This is a genomic window from Pseudomonas sp. BF-R-24 (assembly GCF_019947335.1).
In the GTDB taxonomy this organism is placed as follows: domain Bacteria; phylum Pseudomonadota; class Gammaproteobacteria; order Pseudomonadales; family Pseudomonadaceae; genus Aquipseudomonas; species Aquipseudomonas jessenii.
The window spans coordinates 1-19454 of the sequence record NZ_JAGYGG010000062.1 but is presented as its reverse complement, the minus strand read 5'-3'; the positions used below and the strand labels follow the sequence as shown (position 1 = coordinate 19454).

The 19454-nt window shown below is 61.4% G+C and carries 17 protein-coding genes; 8 read left to right on the top strand and 9 right to left on the bottom strand.

The window, feature by feature from the left end; all coding sequences use genetic code 11:
- Window positions 1-177: 177 nt before the first annotated feature.
- A complete protein-coding gene (locus KGA98_RS27375) occupies window positions 178-957 on the bottom strand; it encodes an ABC transporter substrate-binding protein (RefSeq protein WP_102672653.1) in 780 nt (259 codons plus the stop codon).
- Between the two features lie 330 nt (window positions 958-1287).
- Between KGA98_RS27375 and KGA98_RS27370 the strand changes: the two genes are divergently transcribed.
- Window positions 1288-1929: a type 1 glutamine amidotransferase gene (locus tag KGA98_RS27370; RefSeq protein WP_223504777.1), complete on the top strand. Its 642-nt coding sequence runs from the start codon at window positions 1288-1290 to the stop codon at window positions 1927-1929.
- 144 nt (window positions 1930-2073) lie between these two features.
- Here KGA98_RS27370 and KGA98_RS27365 read toward each other — a convergent pair whose 3' ends face one another.
- Window positions 2074-2508, bottom strand: a complete 435-nt coding sequence (locus tag KGA98_RS27365; RefSeq protein ID WP_223504775.1) for a rhodanese-like domain-containing protein — start codon at window positions 2506-2508, stop codon at window positions 2074-2076.
- Window positions 2509-2609: 101 nt separating this feature from the next.
- On the opposite strand from KGA98_RS27365, the gene ftrA reads away from it, so the two are divergent.
- On the top strand, window positions 2610-3638 hold the full coding sequence (gene ftrA, locus KGA98_RS27360; protein WP_223504773.1) for a transcriptional regulator FtrA: 1029 nt from the start codon (window positions 2610-2612) through the stop codon (window positions 3636-3638).
- A 63-nt stretch (window positions 3639-3701) separates the two neighbouring features.
- Here ftrA and cobF read toward each other — a convergent pair whose 3' ends face one another.
- Both cobF and KGA98_RS27350 read right to left on the bottom strand, forming a co-directional pair.
- Entirely contained in the window at window positions 3702-4457 is a 756-nt protein-coding gene (cobF, locus tag KGA98_RS27355; RefSeq protein ID WP_223504771.1) for a precorrin-6A synthase (deacetylating), read from the bottom strand.
- The gene (locus KGA98_RS27350; protein ID WP_223504769.1) at window positions 4457-5029 is read right to left on the bottom strand and encodes a histidine phosphatase family protein; all 573 of its coding nucleotides are present in this window, start codon (window positions 5027-5029) and stop codon (window positions 4457-4459) included. Before KGA98_RS27350 ends, cobF begins: the two co-directional genes overlap by 1 nt.
- A 564-nt stretch (window positions 5030-5593) precedes the next feature.
- On the opposite strand from KGA98_RS27350, the gene KGA98_RS27345 reads away from it, so the two are divergent.
- The 3 genes from KGA98_RS27345 to KGA98_RS27335 all read left to right on the top strand — a co-directional run bounded on the left by KGA98_RS27345 (window position 5594) and on the right by KGA98_RS27335 (window position 8706).
- Entirely contained in the window at window positions 5594-6610 is a 1017-nt protein-coding gene (locus KGA98_RS27345) for an arginine N-succinyltransferase (protein WP_223504767.1), read from the top strand.
- A 49-nt stretch (window positions 6611-6659) separates the two neighbouring features.
- The gene (astA, locus tag KGA98_RS27340; protein WP_223504765.1) at window positions 6660-7694 is read left to right on the top strand and encodes an arginine N-succinyltransferase; all 1035 of its coding nucleotides are present in this window, start codon (window positions 6660-6662) and stop codon (window positions 7692-7694) included.
- Window positions 7695-7836: 142 nt separating this feature from the next.
- Window positions 7837-8706, top strand: coding sequence for an oxaloacetate decarboxylase (locus KGA98_RS27335; RefSeq protein WP_046043248.1), 870 nt, complete (start codon window positions 7837-7839; stop codon window positions 8704-8706).
- 192 nt (window positions 8707-8898) lie between these two features.
- Here the strand turns inward: KGA98_RS27335 and KGA98_RS27330 are convergent, their stop codons facing one another.
- Complete coding sequence (locus KGA98_RS27330) at window positions 8899-9972, bottom strand: diguanylate cyclase (RefSeq protein WP_223504764.1); 1074 nt, start codon at window positions 9970-9972, stop codon at window positions 8899-8901.
- Window positions 9973-10170: 198 nt separating this feature from the next.
- On the opposite strand from KGA98_RS27330, the gene KGA98_RS27325 reads away from it, so the two are divergent.
- From KGA98_RS27325 to KGA98_RS27315, 3 genes are all read left to right on the top strand, one after another.
- The gene (locus tag KGA98_RS27325) at window positions 10171-11625 is read left to right on the top strand and encodes a flavin-containing monooxygenase (protein WP_223504762.1); all 1455 of its coding nucleotides are present in this window, start codon (window positions 10171-10173) and stop codon (window positions 11623-11625) included.
- Between the two features lie 22 nt (window positions 11626-11647).
- Complete coding sequence (locus KGA98_RS27320) at window positions 11648-12604, top strand: alpha/beta fold hydrolase (RefSeq protein ID WP_090456361.1); 957 nt, start codon at window positions 11648-11650, stop codon at window positions 12602-12604.
- A gap of 110 nt (window positions 12605-12714) precedes the next feature.
- Window positions 12715-14109, top strand: coding sequence for a VOC family protein (locus KGA98_RS27315; protein WP_223504760.1), 1395 nt, complete (start codon window positions 12715-12717; stop codon window positions 14107-14109).
- 361 nt (window positions 14110-14470) lie between these two features.
- Here the strand turns inward: KGA98_RS27315 and KGA98_RS27310 are convergent, their stop codons facing one another.
- The 4 genes from KGA98_RS27310 to KGA98_RS27295 form a co-directional block, all read right to left on the bottom strand.
- On the bottom strand, window positions 14471-15049 hold the full coding sequence (locus tag KGA98_RS27310) for a hypothetical protein (protein ID WP_154862343.1): 579 nt from the start codon (window positions 15047-15049) through the stop codon (window positions 14471-14473).
- Window positions 15050-15181: 132 nt separating this feature from the next.
- A complete protein-coding gene (locus tag KGA98_RS27305) occupies window positions 15182-16255 on the bottom strand; it encodes a lipocalin-like domain-containing protein (protein ID WP_223504758.1) in 1074 nt (357 codons plus the stop codon).
- Window positions 16245-18716 (bottom strand): ABC transporter permease, encoded by a 2472-nt coding sequence (locus KGA98_RS27300; RefSeq protein ID WP_223504756.1) that lies wholly within the window; start codon window positions 18714-18716, stop codon window positions 16245-16247. Before KGA98_RS27300 ends, KGA98_RS27305 begins: the two co-directional genes overlap by 11 nt.
- 1 nt (window position 18717) lies before the next feature.
- Complete coding sequence (locus KGA98_RS27295) at window positions 18718-19386, bottom strand: ABC transporter ATP-binding protein (RefSeq protein ID WP_090456368.1); 669 nt, start codon at window positions 19384-19386, stop codon at window positions 18718-18720.
- Between the last annotated feature and the right edge of the window lie 68 nt (window positions 19387-19454).

Below are 19454 nucleotides of genomic sequence, written 5' to 3'. Positions count from 1 at the left end.
GAGATCACCTGTGGGAGCGGGCTTGCTCGCGAAAGCGTCGTGTCAGGCAACATCGATGTTGAATGTACCGACGCCTTCGCGAGCAAGCCCGCTCCCACAGGTCTCTCTGCGCTGAAAATGATTGCACAAAAAAAATGGCAACCGCGCCAACGGTTGCCACTTTTCCAAACGGCTGGATTACTCGCCGTAAACGTCAAACTTGAAGTACTTGTCCTGCACTTGCTTGTACTTGCCGTTGGCGCGGATTTCGGTGATGGCGGTGTTGAACTTGTCCGCCAGTTCCTTATCGCCCTTGCGCACGGCAATGCCTGCGCCGCCGCCGAAGTATTTCGGATCGTTGTACTCAGGGCCGACGAAGGCAAAACCTTTACCGGCGTCGGTTTTCAGGAAACCGTCGTCCAGGTTGACCGAGTCGGCCAGCAGCGCATCAATGCGGCCGGAAACCATGTCCAGGTTGGCTTCCTGCTGGGAGCCGTAGCGCACCAGGACAATCCCGGCCGGTTGCAGCACTTCAGTGGCGAAGCGGTCGTGGGTACTGGCGCGCAGCACACCGACTTTCTTGCCCTTGAGTTCGGTCAGCGGGTCCTTGACGTCGCTGCCTTCCTTCATCACGAAGCGCGCCGGGGTGTGGTAGTACTTGATGGTGAAATCGACGTTCTTCTTGCGGTCGTCAGTGATGGTCATGGACGACAGGATGGCGTCGATTTTCTTGACCTTCAGCGCAGGGATCAGGCCGTCGAACTCTTGCTCGACCCAGGTGCACTTGACTTTCATCTGCTCGCACAGCGCATCACCGATATCCACGTCGAAACCGGTGAGTTTGCCGTCAGGGGTTTTCATCGAGAATGGCGGGTAGCCGGCTTCGATACCGATGCGGATCGGCTTGGCGTCTTCGGCCACGGCGGTCAGGGACAACATCGACAGTGCCAGGGCACCGAACATCACTAGCTTCTTCATTTTTAACTCCTGTGTGCGGAGGCTTTTATTGGCAGCTTCGATTGGCAGCGCTCGGTCATCGCTTCGTGAGCGGGAACCGAAGTGGCCGGCAGTCTAGAGCGGCTACAGGAGGGTAAATTACGCCAAGGCGACAAATATTTATAGAAAAGTGGCACCCGGAGAGAGGCACCGAGGTGAACGCGCCATGACGGTGCAAAGTCTGTCAGACATGCCGCGTTTTCAGAGCAAACCTACAGGTTTTCCGGCTCCATCCGACAGAACGGGACGACTGGCGATGTCTGGTGTTTTGCGGCACATTGAGCGCCCTTGCGTCCCATCGAGAGTAGCGTGATGCCCACGTTGAACCTGATCCAGCACCACTGCGCCGAAGGTCCGGGCGCCATCGCCATCTGGGCCGAATCCCGAGGGCTGACGCTGAAGGTGTTTCGCGCCGACCTCGGCCAATTGCCGCCCGTCAGCGCCGATCCCGTGATCCTGTTGGGCGGGCCTTATGAATCCAATGCCGGCCCGGCCTGGCTGGAAGCCGAACGGCAATGGCTCAGAGGCACGCTGGATCAGGATGCGGCCGTGTTCGCCATATGCCTGGGGGCACAGTTGCTGGCGCTGAGCCTGGGCGGGAATGTACGGCGGATGGACCGGACCGAAACCGGATGGACCAACGTGACCTTTATCGATGGGAAAACGCTGAAGGTGCTGGAGTGGCACGAAGACGCCATCGACCTGCCGCCAGCCGCGCAGCTGTTGGCCAGCAGCGAGCACTGTGTGCAGCAGATGTACCGCGCCGGGCCGGCGCGGCTGGGTCTGCAGTTTCATCCGGAGTGGAACGCCGAGTCGGTGACCATGCTCAATGCGCATTTTGGCGATGAGTCGCCGTTGCCCCGAGGGCCGCAGGACGATGCGGCCTACGCCGATGTGCTGGCGTGGTTGCAGGCGACACTGGATGAGTGGTGGGCGGCCGCTTCCTTGCGCTGAAATACATACCTGTGGTGAGGGGGCTTGCCCCCGTTGGAGTGCGAAGCGCTCCCGACACTCTCGACTATTTCAGAGATTCCGGGGTTGCTGCGCAACCCAACGGGGGCAAGCCCCCTCGCCACAATGATCAATGCTGTTTGGATATCAGCATTCACAACCGATCACAGCATTCACCGGCCGCTGCACCCCGACACTCAACTCAAACCCTTCATCGAGCCACCCTGTCACGCCGCCGATCATCTCCTTGACCGGATAACCCAGGGCCGCCAGTTTCACCGCCGCCTTGTTGGCGCCGTTGCAGTGAGGCCCGGCGCAATAGACCACAAACAGGCTGTTTTTCGGATAACCCGCCAAACCTTCGGCGCTCAGCAAGCGCCCGGGAATGTTGATCGCTCCCGGTACATGCCCGCGGTCGAACGCCAGCGGCCCCCGAACATCCACCAGAATGAAATCGACTTCACCAGCCTGCTGGCTGCCGTAGACGTCGGAACAATCGGTTTCGAACGTCAGACGGTTACTGAAATGCATCAGGGCGATGGCCGATGGGGCGGCGGGAATTTCGCGAACCAGGCTGGTCATGGGCTGTACTCCAAAGAGATGGTGGGTGTGGAAAGACTTTATCCGCCAGCCACTTGCGGCTACAGTGGCGTACAAGACACTCACCGGGAATTTTCCGCCAAATGCAACCCACTCCAGGAATGGTCGCGATTCTGGCCTACGACGGCCTGTGCACGTTCGAGTTCGGCATTGCCGTGGAGATCTTCGGCCTGCCACGACCTGAATTCGATTTTCCGTGGTACGAGCATCGTATCGTCGCGGTCGATCAAGGTCCGATGCGGGCCATGGGCGGCATCCAGGTACTCGCCGATGGCGGCATGGAATTGCTCGCCGATGCCCGCACCATCATCATTCCCGGTTGGCGCGACCGCAGCGCCACGGTGCCAGCAGAACTGATCGCTGCTTTGCGCCAGGCCCATGCCCGGGGGGCGCGGTTGCTGTCGATCTGCTCCGGTGTTTTCGTCCTCGCCGCCACCGGGTTGCTCGACGGGCACGGTGCAACCACGCACTGGCGCTATACCTCGGAACTGGCCGAGCGGTTTCCCGGCATCCTCGTGGACCCGGACGTGCTGTATGTCGATTCCGGCCAATTGATCACCTCCGCCGGCAGCGCGGCAGGCATCGATGCCTGCCTGCACCTGGTGGCGCGGGATTTCGGCACCCAGGTGGCCAACTCCGTGGCGCGGCGCCTGGTCATGTCGCCGCAACGCAGCGGTGGCCAGGCGCAATTCATTCCGACGCCGGTCAGTCCTGCTCCGCGCAGCGATCTTTCCCGCGTCATGCAGTGGGCACGTGAGCGTTTGCACGAGCCGCTGGAGGTGCGCGACCTGGCCAGCGAAGCCGCCATGAGCGAACGCACCTTCCTGCGCCGCTTCACCGAAGCCAGCGGCCAGTCACCGAAAACCTGGTTGCAGCACGAACGTCTGGGCCGCGCCCGTGAACTGCTGGAAAGCAGCGACCAGAACACCGAGCAGATTGCCGAACGCTGTGGTTATCGCTCGGTGGAAAGTTTCCGGGTGGCCTTTCGAACGGTGGTTGGCGTGCCGCCTTCGGTGTATCGGGAGCGGTTTGGGCGTGGGGGTAACACTTTACCTTCGGTTGACCTTCAAGGCCCAATTGCGAGCAGGCTCGCTCCCACACCGAGGGTGTGAACACTGAAGATCCACTGTGGGAGCGGGTTTGCTCGCGAAGGCGTCAGCCCGGTCACCGACTGATCAAGGCTTTCGCAACAGATAGGTATCCATGATCCAGCCATTGGCCAACCGCGCCGCCTTGCGCACCCGTTCGATTTCATCCGCGACATCCTTGAGCTTGCCGCTGATCAGGATTTCATCCGGCGTCCCCAGATAGGCCCCCCAGTAAATCTCGGTGTCCTGATCCACCACCTGATGGAAAGCATCCTGGGCATCGAGCATCACCACCAGGCTGTCGGCATCGCTCACCTGCCCTGCCGCCAGGCGCCGGCCGGTGGTGATTTCAACGGAGCGGCCAATCTGGTTGAGCGGCACCTTGTGTTGTGCCGCCAATGCCTGGACGCTGGTAATCCCGGGAATCACCTCGAACTCGAACCCACAGGCGCCCGCGGCCTGGATCGCCTGAAGGATACGGATGGTGCTGTCGTACAGCGCAGGGTCGCCCCACACCAGAAAACCACCACACTGGCTGTCGGGCAGCTCTTCATTGATCAGCCGTTCGAAGGTCTGTTGTTTGGCCAGGTTCAAGTCGTCGACACTGGTCTTGTAGTCCACCTCACCGCGCTCACGCTCGGGGCTGTGGGCTTCGACAAAACGGTAGTCGTGGCCGGTGATGTAGCGCTCGCAGATTTCGCGGCGCAGATCGATGAGTTTGTCTTTGCTCTGGCCCTTGTCCATGAGAAAAAAAACATCGACCTGATTCAGCGCCTTCACGGCCTGCATCGTGATGTAGTCGGGGTTGCCGGCACCGATGCCGATGACCAGGAGTTTTTTCATCACGGCAGGTCCTCGGGATCGATGCCCGGAAAGCGCAGCCGCCAGCGGTCATGGAACCTCAACTCGACGGCCGACAGGGGTTCGACGTCGATCAGGTTGGACGCGCCCCCCTGCAACACTTGCGTCAGCGCGGCGCGGATGACAAAGGGATGGGTAACGGCAACGATGTGCCCCGGCGTCGATTGCAAGGTTGTCAGCCAGGCGCCCACCCGCTCGCCCAGTTGCACCAGCGACTCACCACCGTGGGGGGCCGAAGCCGGGTCGTCCAGCCAATGCTGGAGCGCCTGGGCTTCGGTTTTTTGCAGATCGCCGATGCGCTCACCGCCCCAGCGCCCGAAATCGCAGTCCCTCAAGGCGTCGACAATCTGCGGCGCGCTGGCGAACAGTCCAGCGGTTTGCCGGGCGCGCAACTCCGGAGCACAGACAAGGCGTGGAGCGCCCTTGAACTGATTGCGACGGGAAAGCCTGAGCGCTTGCCAATCCATCTCCAGAGGCTCGTCCAAAGGAAAGCGCGCCAATTTCTGTGCGACGGTTCGAGCGTGGCAAATCAGGGTTAAACGGGTTGCCTGCACCAGCAATCACTCCAGGGATGGAAAGAAACGACGGCGTCAGGTGACCGCCGTCGCGCAATTGTGCCGCAAGAAAGCAGGCCCGGGTGGTGTTTAATTTTCCTGTTTGAAACGGATTCCTTCAGTCATTTCCTGCGAGATTTTCTGTCATGGCTGACCGCAATGCAGGCAATCGCCTACAAGACTTTACGACATCGGCGTAGCCCCGTAGTACAGGCACTTCGCACCTTTTTCGGGCATGAGCAGACCACGCGAAAATTCACTAGACAGGCAGTACGCGATGATTAAATACTCCTTTCAACGGATTGTTAAAACACGTGCCACACTCATCCAGCAGGAGCCCGGATGCCTTTACTCGAACACCCGATCAACGCGCCTGGCCAGGCACCACCTCCGACCGAACCGCCTGCTCCTCGTTTAATGCGGTCCATCCCAAGAAACATCCGATAAGAAAAAGCGTGGCGCCTGACAACGTTCAGATGACCACCGATTTAATGTGTGGAAAAACCGACAGTGATAGTCAGGTTCGGCTCAAGCCGCCGAATCGTTTGATACAGGAGTGTCTCCATGCTGGTCTTGCGTCCAGTCGAGTTGGCCGACCTGCCCCAGTTGCAGAGGCTGGCCCGTGAAAGCCTCGTGGGCGTCACGTCCCTGCCCGACGATAGCGAACGGTTGCGCGGAAAAATCCTCGATTCCTGTGCCTCGTTCGAAAAGGATGTGCAGGCTCATGGCCCGGAAAACTATTTCTTTGTACTCGAAGACCTGACGACACGGCACCTGGCCGGCTGCTCGGAAATCCTCGCCACGGCGGGTTACAACGAGCCGTTCTACAGCCTGCGCAACCGGCACTTCACCAGTGCCTCGCGGGAACTGAACATCGAGCACGGTGTTCCGGCCCTGTCGTTGTGTCACGACCTCAGTGGTCACACCTTGCTGCGGGGCTTCCATATCGATGCCGCGCGAGTGCGCAGCGCGCATTCCGAACTGCTGTCGCGGGCGCGCCTGTTGTTCATCGCTGCCCACACCCGGCGTTTTTCCGAAACGGTGATCACCGAGATCGTCGGCTACAGCAGTGATGAAGGCCACTCGCCATTTTGGGACGCCGTGGGCAAGCATTTCTTCGACTTGCCCTACGTCGAGGCCGAACGGCTTTGCGGTCTGCAGAGCCGCACCTTTCTCGCCGAGCTGATGCCGCAGTATCCGATCTACGTGCCCATGCTGCCCCAGGCGGCACAGGACTGCATCGGCAGCATCCACCCCGACGGCCAGGAAGCCTTCGATATCCTCGAACGGGAAGGTTTCGAAACCAACAGTTACATCGATCTGTTCGATGGAGGGCCGACGCTCTATGCGCGTACCTCGGGTATTCGCTCCATCGCCCACAGCCAGTGCGGCATAACGCAGCCTGGCCCGGTGATCGACACCCGCGGCAGCTTTCTGGTGAGCAACGAGTCCTTGAAGGATTACCGAGCCATCGTCGCCGATCTTGATTACATCCCCGGACAACCCGTGACCCTTGACGCAGCGATGTGCACGGCGCTGAAGGTGACCGAGGGCAGCCCCGTCAGGCTGGTGGCCCTGTGAACACCCGCCAGATTCAACGCCCGAGCACCCGCGCACAAGGAACCGCCCCATGATTGTCCGTCCGGTCCAGATCACCGACCTGCCCGCCTTGTTCACGCTGGTGCGGCAGGCCATTCCGGGGCTTACCAGCCTGCCGGCCGATGAAGAACGCCTGGCCTACCGGATTCGCTGGGCTCAACGCACCTTCGCCGGACAGGTCGACCGGGCCGATGCCGATTACCTGTTCGTGCTCGAGGATGACGAGCAGCAAGTGGTGGGCGTCAGCGCCCTGACGGGGGGCGTCGGTCTGCGCGAGCCCTGGTACAACTACCGGGTCGGGCTGACGGTCAGCGCTTCGGCGGACCTGGGTATCCAGCGCCAGATCCAGACCCTGTTCCTGAGCAATGAATTGACCGGGCAATCGGAAGTCTGCTCGTTGTACCTGCGCCCCGATCAGCGCCAGGGCAGCAACGGCCGTTTGCTTTCCCTCGGGCGCTTGTTGTTCGTTGCCGAGTTTACCCAGCTGTTCGGCAACCGGCTCATCGCCGAATTACGCGGCAGTGCCGACGAACGAGGCGGCTCGCCGTTCTGGGACAGCCTCGGCCGGCACTTTTTCAAGATGGATTTCAGCCACGCCGATCACTTGTCCGGGCTGGGCAACAAATCGTTCATCGCCGAACTGATGCCGCGCCAGCCGCTGTACACCTGCCTGCTCACCGAACAGGCCCAGGCGGTGATCGGCAAGGCCCACCCCAATACCGAGCCGGCCCAGAAAATCCTCAGCGCCGAAGGCTTTGCCCACCAGGGCTACATCGATATCTTTGACGGCGGGCCGGTCATCGAAGCCCCGGTTTCCGGGATCCGCACCGTGCGCGACAGCCGACCGCTGTCACTGGCCATCGGCTCGCCGGACGATAAAGCGCCCCTCTGGCTGATTCACAACCGCCGCCGGGAAAACTGTCGCATTACCTGCGCCCCGGCCCGACAGGTAGGCAACAGCCTGGTGGTTGATCGCCTGACCGCCAAGCGCCTGCAGCTGCAACCCGCAGACTCGGTGCGCGCCGTGCCGCTGCTTGACCAGCGGCAACAGGCCGTGGCGGCGTGACTTATCAGTTCCATCGCGGCGATGTCAATCGGCCTGACCCAGCAAATTCGTCATCATTCTCCCCTTGCGCGCGTGATAGCCTTTTATTTCTTCGGCGTTGACACTTTTGCTCAAGCCCTTCCATTCCATTGGTGGAACTTATATGTCCAGGCTTTCCCATCAAGATTTGCGCCGCAATTTTCGCCAACTGTTCGCCTCCAACACCTGCTACCACACGGCCTCGGTTTTCGACCCGATGTCGGCCCGCATCGCCGCCGACCTGGGCTTCGAAGTCGGGATCCTCGGGGGTTCGGTCGCATCGCTGCAAGTGCTGGGCGCCCCTGACTTTGCCCTGATCACCCTCAGCGAATTCGCTGAACAGGCCACCCGCATCGGCCGTGTCGCCCAGTTGCCGGTGATTGCCGACGCCGACCACGGCTACGGCAACGCGCTCAACGTCATGCGCACCATCGTCGAACTCGAACGTGCGGGCGTGGCTGCGCTGACCATCGAAGACACCCTGCTGCCCGCGCAGTTCGGCCGTAAATCCACCGACCTGATCACGGTCGCCGAAGGCGTCGGCAAGATCCGCGCGGCGCTCGAAGCCCGCTGCGATTCGGAAATGGCAATCATCGCCCGCACCCATGCCGGGATTCTGCCGGTGCAGGAAATCATCAGCCGCACCCGGCAATACCAGAGCGCCGGCGCCGACGGGATCTGCATGGTGGGCATCAAGGACTTCGACCATCTGGAGCAGATCGCCGAGCACCTGAGCGTGCCGCTGATGCTGGTGACCTATGGCAACCCGCTGCTGCGCGATGACAAACGCCTGGCCGAACTGGGTGTGCGCGTGACCATCGACGGCCATGGCGCGTACTTCGCCGCGATCAAGGCGACCTACGACAGCCTGCGCGAACAACGCCAGATCCTCACCCAGACGTCGGACCTGAGCGCCACCGAGCTGACGCACACCTATACGCAACCCGAGGAATACATCCGTTTCGCGGAGGAGTTCATGAGCGTGAAGGAATGACGGTTTAAACCGACCCGCCGCCATCGCGAGCTCGTTCCCACAGTGGATTTCTGTTGAACACAAATCTTGTATTCACCCGGAACCCCGTGGGAGCGAGCTTGCTCGCGATGAGTCCGTCACAGCCAACATCCCTGCCGCCTGACCCGCCGCCATCGCGAGCAGGCTCGCTCCCACAGGTTTTGCGGTGAAGGGTCACACCGAGTCGAGCAGTTCGCGATGGGGTTTCCCGTTACCGCAGCAGATCACCCGATTACGCCCGGTGGTCTTGGCTTCGTACAACGCATGATCGGCATCATTGAGCCAAAGCATCGCGTCGGCATGGGCCGGGTTGAATGACGCCAGGCCAATGCTCAGGCTGACTTTCAGCGCCGGGTTCTGCTCGTAGCCCAAGATGGCGAAGCGAGCGCGCAGGGCATCCATGATGGCGGCGGCGCGGTTCAGGGGCAGGTCCGGAAGGATCACGCAGAACTCGTCGCCGCCGTAGCGCCCTGCCACATCGGTCGCTCGCAGGTTCTGCTTGAGCATTTTGCTCAACTGACGCAAGACGATGTCGCCGGCAACATGGCCGTAGGTGTCGTTGATGGCTTTGAAATGGTCGATGTCGATCAGGGCGATCGCTCCGCCTTTTTGCTGGCTGTTGCAACGCTGGAACTCGATCTCCAGTTGGTCCTTCCAGGTGCCATGGTTCAGCAGGCCTGTCAGGCTGTCGGTGCGGCTCAGTGCCAGCAGTTCACGCTTCTGACAGCCCAGAGTATGGGCCTGGCGGAAGCAGATCCAGCCCAGCGCCAGCGGATACAGGCACAGCAACGGCAAACAGGCATAGAGCTGCACGGCGCTGGTGGCAGGAATGAACGCCGGGGCGAAAATCAGCAGGCCAACGCCCACGCCCAGGATTTGCGCGGCTGTCCCGGCCAGCAGAAAGCGCGAGCCGCCTATGGCCACGTTGTTCATGGCCATCATGGAAATGGTGGTCGCGCTGGGCAGTGGATTGAATTGCATCGCAGCAATCCAGAAGCCGCCGAGAAAGGCATCGATCAGCAGATTGCGGTGTTCGGCATGATAGGGCGTCTTGGCCCGGCGCGCCCATTGGTAAGCCAGGTGCGGCCAGACCAGGCCATTGAACCACATGAAGCCCCAGACCCAAGGTGCAGGATCGAGTGGATACATTGCCGCGCTCACACACACCAGCCCCAGGGCCAACCCCAGGATCCGCGATGTATAGAGCCTCCTGGCCAATGAAGATCCCTTTCCTCCCGCTTTTGCCATAGGACCTCTTTGCCACTCCACGGAATGCGATTACAGCCTGTGCCTATGCGCTGGAGTCTATCAGGGCGACATTAAATAGCCATCACCGACTGATGGGCTGAAATTCGCGACATCAGGCTCACATAAAAGCAAAAGCCTCACCCCATAAACGGCTATACATGAAGGAAGGGGTTGATCAATGTCCATAAGAGGAGGCCCATGCAGACCTTTCAAGTATTGATCATCGGCAGCGGGTTTGGCGGCCAATGTGCAGCAATCAATTTGCTCAAGGCCGACATCGACGATTTTCGCCTGCTGGAGCGGCGTGATTTCTTCGGCGGCACCTGGTGCCAGAACACCTACCCCGGCGCGGCAGTCGACGTGCCCTCGCCGCTGTACTCCCTGTCTTTTGCTCCGTATCGCTGGACGCAAATGTTCGCCGAACAGGCCGAACTGCACCGTTACACCCGCCACGTGGTGGAGCACTTCGGCCTGCGGGACAAAGTGGAACTGGGCGCCAATGTCGAGCGCGTCGAATGGGACGACACCCACAAACGCTGGACGGTGTACACCGCCGGCAAAGGCACGTTTTGCGCACAGTTCCTGATCAACGCGACCGGGCCACTGAGTCAACCGGTTGTTCCGCGCTTCGACGGACAGGAGCGTTTTCAAGGTAAAGCGTTTCACACCAACAACTGGGATCATCACTACGACTACCGGCAAAAACGCGTGGCCATCGTCGGCAGCGGCGCCAGTGCGGCCCAGGTCATTCCGGCCATCGCCCCGGACGTCGCGCACTTGCATGTATTCCAGCGCACGCCCCACTGGGTCCTGCCCCGGGCTGACCGCAGCTTTGGCCGTTTCCAGCGCTGGCTGCTGGGGTTCAAGCCGGCCTACAAGCTGCTGCGCTGGGGGATCTACTGGCAATTCGAAACCCGGGTGATTGCCTTCAAGTATTCGAAACCGGCGGTGCACATGGTCCAGCGCCAGGCCCTGCGTTTTCTCAAACGCCAGGTGCCGGATGCCGAACTGCGGCGCCAACTGACGCCGGACTACACCATCGGCTGCAAACGGGTGATTCTGTCCAGCACGCTGTACCCGGCACTGGCGCGCGACAACGTGACGCTGCACAGCCGCGAGCAAGGCATCGCGTCCATCGACGAGACCGGTATCGTTACACTGGACGGCCAGCACATCGACCTGGACCTGATCGTCTGGTCCACTGGCTACGATGCCACCGACGGGGTGATTTCCTACCCGGTAACGGGCAAAAAAGGCACCCGTCTCAAGGAGGTCTGGGCGCAGTACCCACGGGCCTACCTCGGCACCGCCCTGCCCGATTTTCCCAACCTGTTCATCGTCACCGGACCGAACACCGGGATCGGTCACACCTCGGCGCTGTTCATCATCGAATCCCAGATGAATTACATCCTCGATTGCATTCGCACCTTGAAGACTCAAGGTTTACGCAGCATCGAAGTTCGCCATGAGGCGGAACGTACCTACACTGAAATGATCCACCGGGAAATGGAACGCACCGTGTGGAAATCCGGTGGTTGCCACAGTTGGTATCAAAGCAAGAGCGGTCATGTGATTGCCATGTTTCCGGGATTCAGCTTCAGCTTTCATCGCTTGACCCGAGCGCTGAAACCCGCCGATCACATTTTGTCCTGAGCAGATAGAAGGGAGACGCGTGATGCTTTTGTTGTTCGTCGTTCTCGCAGTGTTCGTTGCCTGGAGCTGGCTGACCTACCCGGCCATCGGCTACTGGCTCTATGACTTGAGCATGGCGGCCGAGGCCAAGTTGTACCGGCTGCACAAGATCGTCGTGCCCATCCCCGAAATGACCGTCTCGACCTGGCAAGGCGGGCCGTACGAGGCCACCAGCAGTGTGCTGATGCTCCATGGCTTCAGCGCCGACAAAAACCTCTGGCTGCGTTTCGCCCGGCACTTTGTCGGCAGCCATCGGGTGATCATCCCGGACATCGCCGGCCATGGCGAAACCGGCTTCAAGGCGGGCGGCGGCTACGACATCCCGCTGCAGGCCAAACGCATGATCCAGCTGCTGGACGTTTGCGGGGTGGAGAAAGTCCATGTCATCGGCAACTCCATGGGCGGCTACATGGCGGCGTGGCTCGCGGCCACTTACCCGGAACGCATTGTGTCCGTGGCCCTGGTCGACCCGGCCGGGGTCACCGCCCCCGAGCCCAGTGACCTTGAGCGGCATTTGGCCAAGGGCCACAACCCGTTTCTGATTCACTCGCGCGAAGAATTCCGGCGTTTCTACGCCATGACCATGGCTTCGCCACCCTGGGTACCGAAGCTGGTGCTCGATGCCGTCGCCCAGCGCTATGAACAGTCCCGCGAAGAACTGGAAGAAATCTTCCGCGAATTCCGTGCCAGCCCGCCGATGGAACCGCACCTGCCCGACATCACCGCCCCGGCGCTGTTGCTGTGGGGGCGCAAGGACCGGCTGATCGACGTCAGCAGTGTGGCGGTCTGGAGCAAGGGCATTGCCGACCTGCGCGTGCATATCTGGGACGCCATCGGGCACATGCCCATGGTGGAAGCGCCATACGGTTCGGCGCGCCTGTATCGCGAGTTTTTGGCATCGCTGCGCTCGGAGAGCCCACAGGATCAACGACTACATTAGATATGTAGTCCTTAACAGAATGAAGTTCGTCAGAAACTTCGTTTGTCGGCGTCGCTGAAGGCTGCGATCTTTCGTCCATCCTTTACGTCACCGCGCCAGGAATCCTGTTCATGAACCACCCGAACTTCGTCAGCCCTGACCTGATCCGCCAACGCTTCTCCAAAGCGATGTCCGACATGTACCGCGAGGAAGTGCCGTTGTACGGCGCGTTGATGGAACTGGTGGAACAGACTAACCGTCACGTGCTGGACAACGATGCGCAAATCCTGCGGCAGCTCACCAGCACCGGCGAAATCGAACGCCTGGACCTGGAACGGCATGGGGCGATCCGCGTCGGTACGGCCGATGAACTGGCGACCCTCGCCCGCCTGTTCGCGGTGATGGGCATGCAACCGGTAGGTTACTACGACCTGACACCGGCCGGTGTGCCAGTGCATTCCACGGCGTTTCGCGCGGTGCATGAAGCGTCGTTGCAGGTCAGCCCGTTCCGGGTATTCACGTCGCTGTTGCGCCTGGAATTGATCGAAGACCTGCAGCTGCGAGCGTTCGCCCAGTCGATGCTCGACCAGCGTTCGATCTTCACCCCCACGGCCCTCACGCTTATCGAGCGCGCCGAATCCCAGGGTGGCCTGACCGAGCAGCAAGCCCTGGACTTCGTCGAGCAGGCACTGGAAACGTTTCGCTGGCACCACAGCGCCACCGTCACCGCCGAACAGTATCAACAGCTCAGCGCCCAGCATCGTCTGATCGCCGACGTGGTGGCGTTCAAGGGCCCGCACATCAACCACCTGACACCACGGACCCTGGACATCGACATCGTCCAGGCGCAGATGCCGGCCCATGGCATCACCCCCAAGGCGGTGATCGAAGGCCCGCCTCGCCGCCAGTGCCCGATCCTGCTGCGCCAGACCAGCTTCAAGGCCCTGGACGAGCCGATTGCCTTCACCGATCAAAGCGAGGCTCGCGGCAGCCACAGTGCCCGGTTCGGCGAGATCGAACAGCGCGGTGCCGCCCTCACGCCCAAAGGCCGCGCACTCTACGACCGTTTGCTCAATGCCGCGCGAGACGAACTCAAGGACTTCCCCAACGAAGCCAACGCTGCGCGCTATAACGCCCTCATGGCGCAGCATTTCAGCGAGTTCCCTGACACCTGGGAAGGCATGCGCCAACAGGGCCTGGCTTACTTCCGCTACTTCGTGACGGAAAAGGGCCTGGCGGCGGGCGACCTGAAAAACGCGCCCCTGGAAGACCTGCTCAGCGACGGTTACCTGCGGGTAGAACCCCTGGTGTACGAAGACTTCCTGCCCGTCAGCGCGGCGGGGATTTTTCAGTCAAACCTGGGGGACGCGGCGCAAACCCGTTACGGCGCCCATGCCAACCAGCAAGCGTTCGAACAGGCCCTGGGGCGTTCGACGATCGATGAGCTGGAACTGTACGCCGAGAGCCAGCGGCGTTCGATCGAACAGTGTTTCGCCGCGTTGGCCGATGTTGCGTCAAGTCAATAAAAAACATGATTGAATGATTTGTCACAACTCAATAAAAACGGGCGACCTACAGGTCGCCCGTTTTTTTATATCCGAAACGTTCTATACAGCAAATAAGGTGTTCGCCCAGTGCAATGGCCTCGGCAATCCATGCACTGGTAAAGAGCCCTGACACTGGGCGAACGGAACGTATTTTAGTAGAAGCGGATTAATATGTCCGTACGCAAAAATGAAATTTATCGACACAATGTTTAACAAGATGTCGATTTAAATACTATGCAACACGGCATCTCAAACTCACCAGCTCGACCATTACGAGCTGATTATTCCTATACAAAACTTGCACAAAAACAATCGGCCCGTATAACACCAATACTCAATATTAGTGCTTGCTGGTCACCGTCAATATGTCGGTATAAACCACGTTGACGCTTTGTCCGACTTTCAAGTCCTTGAGTTTGGCCTGGACTTCAGGTCGTTTGACGTCGACGGTCTTGGACTTGCCTTCCGGGTTTTCGAAGGTCACCTGGTTTTTCTTCAGGTCAATGCTGGTGATTTTCAGCTGCACTTTCACCTGACGGTAAGCTTCGCCGCCGGGGTTGGGGCTACCTGGCGCTGTGCGCATTTCGCCGGTGGCTTCGGCGGTGCCGGGCAGGCCTTTGTCGACATCGGTGTCGAGGAAGGCTGCAACGGCGCTGGTCACCCTGATTTCCACCGTATCGCCAGCCTTGAGGTTGTCGAGGTTTTTCGCCTTGTCGGTCAACTGCACAGGGAACTCATTACCCTGCGGGCCTTTAAGGACCACGGAATGGTTCGCGGTATCTACCGAAACGACTTTGGTGGTGACCTGGTCAACCACCACAACTTCGGACAACGGGAGTTCGGCGGCAACCGCGCCAAAACTGGCGACAGACAGCAAGGTTGCGAGGGTGATGGCTTTGCTCAGTGCGTGGCGTTTCATAGGCAGAACATTCCCTGTGATAGATGGCAACAGACGGCGTTGAAACCGGGCTCAACGCCATGTGTGCGAGTGAGCATAGACGCTGTTCAGCGAGTGGTCGCGCCGCAGCGGTGATTTTCCTGACACGAGCGCCTAGTACCCGGTCATTTCCAGATAGCCTTGCCCTGCATGGCTGCCACTGAGGCGAACCGGGCCTTCCCAGTACGGAATGCGCAAGTCCATCCAGGCCTGGGGATTGAGCGCGGCAATGGTTATATCGAGGTGTCTTGCAGGGATTTTGATCGACCAGCGAATGGGCATCTCACGCCCGGCAACCCGGGCGGTGTCTTGCGGCGTGAGGCTGATGTCGCGGGCGTGCAGCAATTGTGTCTGGCCCCGGGCGTCGACCCAGGTGCCGGTGAGGTAAGGCTCACCGTCCTTTTGCCGCATGCGATATAGCATCACCTGCTCGCCGCTGTCCAGATGCAGGGAGAACCAGTCCCAACCGGTCTGGTTGCTCGTCAGGGGCTGGCTGCTCCATTCCCGGTCGAGCCAGGCCGGGCCACTGACCCGAAAGGTCTTGCCGTCGATGTCCAGGGTGCCGCTGGCCTGGAAAAACGGCTGGCTGTAGTAATAAGAGGCCTGACCCTGTTCGGATTTCTGGCTGAAGCCCCGGTCCCCCTGAAGCACCAGCGGACCTGTCGAAGTCAACCGCAGCCGGTAGCTGAAACGCCGGTCGCTGGCACTGAGCTGCAGGTCGGCCAACGGGTCGTCGGCAGTCGCCTGGCTACTCAATTGCCAGTCGTCGATCCAGGCGTTGAACGGCGCGACGCTGACACCGGCTTGACCGACGCCGCCACGGGCATAACGTTCGGCCGCGTGATGCGCCGTCGCCGATGTCACCGCCGCGTGGCCGAGCCAGATCGTCTGATTCTGCCAGCCCAGCACCTCGGGGGTGGCTTTCAAGGCACTGCGGAACAAGGTCCATTGCGCGCCAAACTCATGCCCCTGATCGTCCTTCAGGTTGGCCGTGACATACCACCATTCGATGCGAAAGCCGTCGTGCGGGCCGTGATCCGCCGGGAAGCTGAACACCCGACCGGGCACCACCGGGGTGAACGCAGCGGCCTGGTTGCCCAACCCGGCAAAGCCCTTCTCGACCGGTGCCGGTTGATCGCAACCGCTTGCCAGCAGCGCCAGGAGCAACACGCCGACTTTAATCTTCATGGGCAAACGTCCGCAGCAGGTCCGCCGGTTGCGTGCGGTACAAACGGTACAACGGCCAGGCCGAGGCCAGTAACGTCGCCACCAGCGCCAGCCCCATCAATTGCAACAGTTGCAATGGAAACACTCGCAACGGCAGTCGCCAGCCAAAGGCCTGCACGTTGATCACCGCGTCCAGGCACCACGCCAGGGCGATGCCCAGTGGCAACGCCAGCACCAGGGTCAATATCGCCAGCAGCCAGGTTTGCCCGAGGTTGAGCAACATCAAATGCCGACGCGTCACGCCCAACGCCCACAATGGCGCCAGTTGCCCGAGACGGCTCTGGCTTTGGGTCAACAGGCTGATGAACAGCGCCACCCCCGCCACGCACAGCGTCAGGCTGTTGAGTGCGGCGGTGGCAGCGAAGGTGCGCTCGAAGACTTGCGTGGACCAGCCCTTGAGCCGTGCCTGATCGACGATGCGGCTGTCGTCCAGGGTAAATCGTGCCTGCAATGCCGTGACGAACGCCGGGATCGATGCCGGATCGATGCGCAGGTTGAAGCGGTTCGGAGTCAGTTGCGGCCAGCCGCGCAACAGGTGGCGGATGTTCACCAGAATGTGGCCCTTGGGATTGCCATAGTCGGCGTAGATCCCGACGATCCGTGGCGACCACGGGCCGGTGGGCGTCGGCAGCGTCAGGTGATCGCCCAGTTGCACTCGCAGGCGCCGGGCCAGTTGTTCGCTGAGCATCACCGCATCGTCCTTGGCCAGTCGCTCCCAAGGGTTGTCACCCAAGGCTTCGAGCAGTGGCCAGTGCTGGCGGTAGGTCGGATGGTCGATGATCCCGGACAGGTCCGTCGGCCAGCCCTGCAATTGAATCGAAACCTGCCAGTTGGGCAGCACGGCCGCCAGTTGCGGCTGCTGGTTGAGCCAGCTGTGCAACTCCCGAGCCTGGGCCGGGTTCTGTGGATTGAGGTAAAGCTCGGCCGTCAGCCGTTGCTCGAGCCAGTCACTGAAGGTCTGGCGAAACCCTGCGGTCATGCTGCCGGCACCGATGTTCGCCGCCATGGCCAACAGCAGCGCCATCAAGGCCAGGCTCAACGCCGGCAGTTGCTGGCGGCAATCGGCAACAAACCACTGGCCGAGCACCGAGCGACTGCGCTGCGAAACGAGACTGAGCAGCGCGCTGAGCACCACCGGCAAGGCCAGCGCGGCACCGATCAACAGCGCGGCCATCAACACGAAGCCACTGATCAGGCTGTCGCCGAAGATCAACGCCAGCAACGCGATCATCCCGGCCATGGCCGCCACCCAACCCTGGCGTCGCAACCAGCGCGCATGGGCTTGATGCCAGGCCTGCGGATCGGCCAGCGCCAGCAATGGCAGACGCGCCGCCCGCAGCAGGCTGTTTGCCCCGGCCAGCAACGCGCCGATCAGACTCAAGCCGATACCACTGAACCACCACGACAGACCAAGGCTCAACTGCCCCGCCACTTCGGCGCCATACAAGCCACGCAGGCTGGCGGCGACATCGGGTAACAGCACGCCGGCCAGCAGGTAGCCGCTGACCACCCCGGCCACACCGCCGATCAGGGCCAATCCACCCAATTCGACGGCGAGACAGGCCATCAGCATCCGTGCACTCACACCGCACGCACGCAGGGTTCGGAGCAAGCTTCGCCGTTGCTCCAGCGCCAGCCCGATGGCGGCGTGCACGATAAACAGGCCGACCACGAACGACAGCACCCCCAGGGCATCGAGGTTCAGGTGAAAGCTTTCGGTCAGGCGCCTCAGGTTGTTTTCTTCGCCGGCGCGCTTGAGTTGCAACTGGCCCTTGAACGGCTCCGGCAACGGCGCGGTGAAATCCTTCGGTAACAGCAGCCGCGACAGTTGCTGCGGCAACCCCAGAATCTGCTGGGCAAAACCGATGTCCACCAGCAGCACGCCGGGCGCCATATCGGCCTGCACATGCAGCGGCGGCAGGGCCACGCCCGCCAGGTTCAGTGGCCGGTCACCCTCGCGCAAACCCATTGCCTGCAAGGTCTGCGACGATATCCAGGTACTGCCCGGCGGACTGAAAAAGCCGACCACCTGTTCAATCGCCAAGGCCTGCCCGGCCACCGCTGCGCCCGCCGGCAGCGACACCGGCTCGATGCCCATCAACTGCAAGCGCTGCTCTTCGTGCCCCTTGAGCGTGACCCGGCCTTGCAGCACCGGCGACACCGGCCACCCCGCGCGCCGCAGATCGATAAACCATTGCTGGGGGAACGTGCCGCCACCGGGCGCACCGAGGCTGGCCTGAGGTTCGCCGCCGATCAATTGACTGGCGCGGGCATAGCTGTCGCGGGCCTGGCTGTTGAGTGCCTGGACGCCCGTCAACAGACTGGTGGCCAGCCACAACCCGGTCAGCACACTGAAAAACTGCACCGGATGCTGCCGCCAGTGGCTGAGCAGTGCGCGCAGGGTTTCGCCAAAGATGCGCATGTCAGCGCTCGCCCGCAGCGGCCAGGCGACCGCCGCACAGCAGGGCTTTTTCCGCCAGCCGTGCCGCGACGCCGGGACTGTGGGTGACCATCAACAGGCTGGTGGGACTGTCGTCGAGCAATTCCAGCAGCAACTGCAACACCTCGGCACCGGTGGTTTCATCGAGGCTGCCGGTGGGCTCGTCGGCCAGCAACAATGGCGGACGCGACGCCAGCGCCCGGCCCAGCGCGACCCGTTGTTGCTGGCCGCCGGACAGTTGCTCGGGGTAGCGCCGCAGCAGCTCGCCCAGGCCCAGGCGTCGCACCAGGTGCGCCTGCCAGCGTGGGTCATGACGCCCCGCCAGCCGCGCCTGAATCGCCAGGTTGTCTTCGACCCGCAGGCTGCCGATCAGGTTGAACTGCTGGAACACCAGGCCGATTTCCGTACGGCGCCAGTTCGCCAGTTGCCCTTCATTCATCTGTTCCAGGCGATGCGCGCCACTGCGGATGCTGCCGCGATCGACCTTGTCCAGCCCGGCGATCAGGTGCAGCAAGGTGCTTTTGCCACTGCCCGACTCGCCCATCAGCGCCAGGCTGCTGCCGGGCCTTAGCGTCAGGTCGACGCCTTGCAGCACCGGCAGCGGCCCCTGCGGTGTGGCGTAGCTTTTGAAAACACCATGGACTTCAAGCATGGGTCAACCTGCTGGATAGGCGTGGCTCAAGGATAGCGGTCCTGAATGTTTTTTGTCCGTTGCTGATG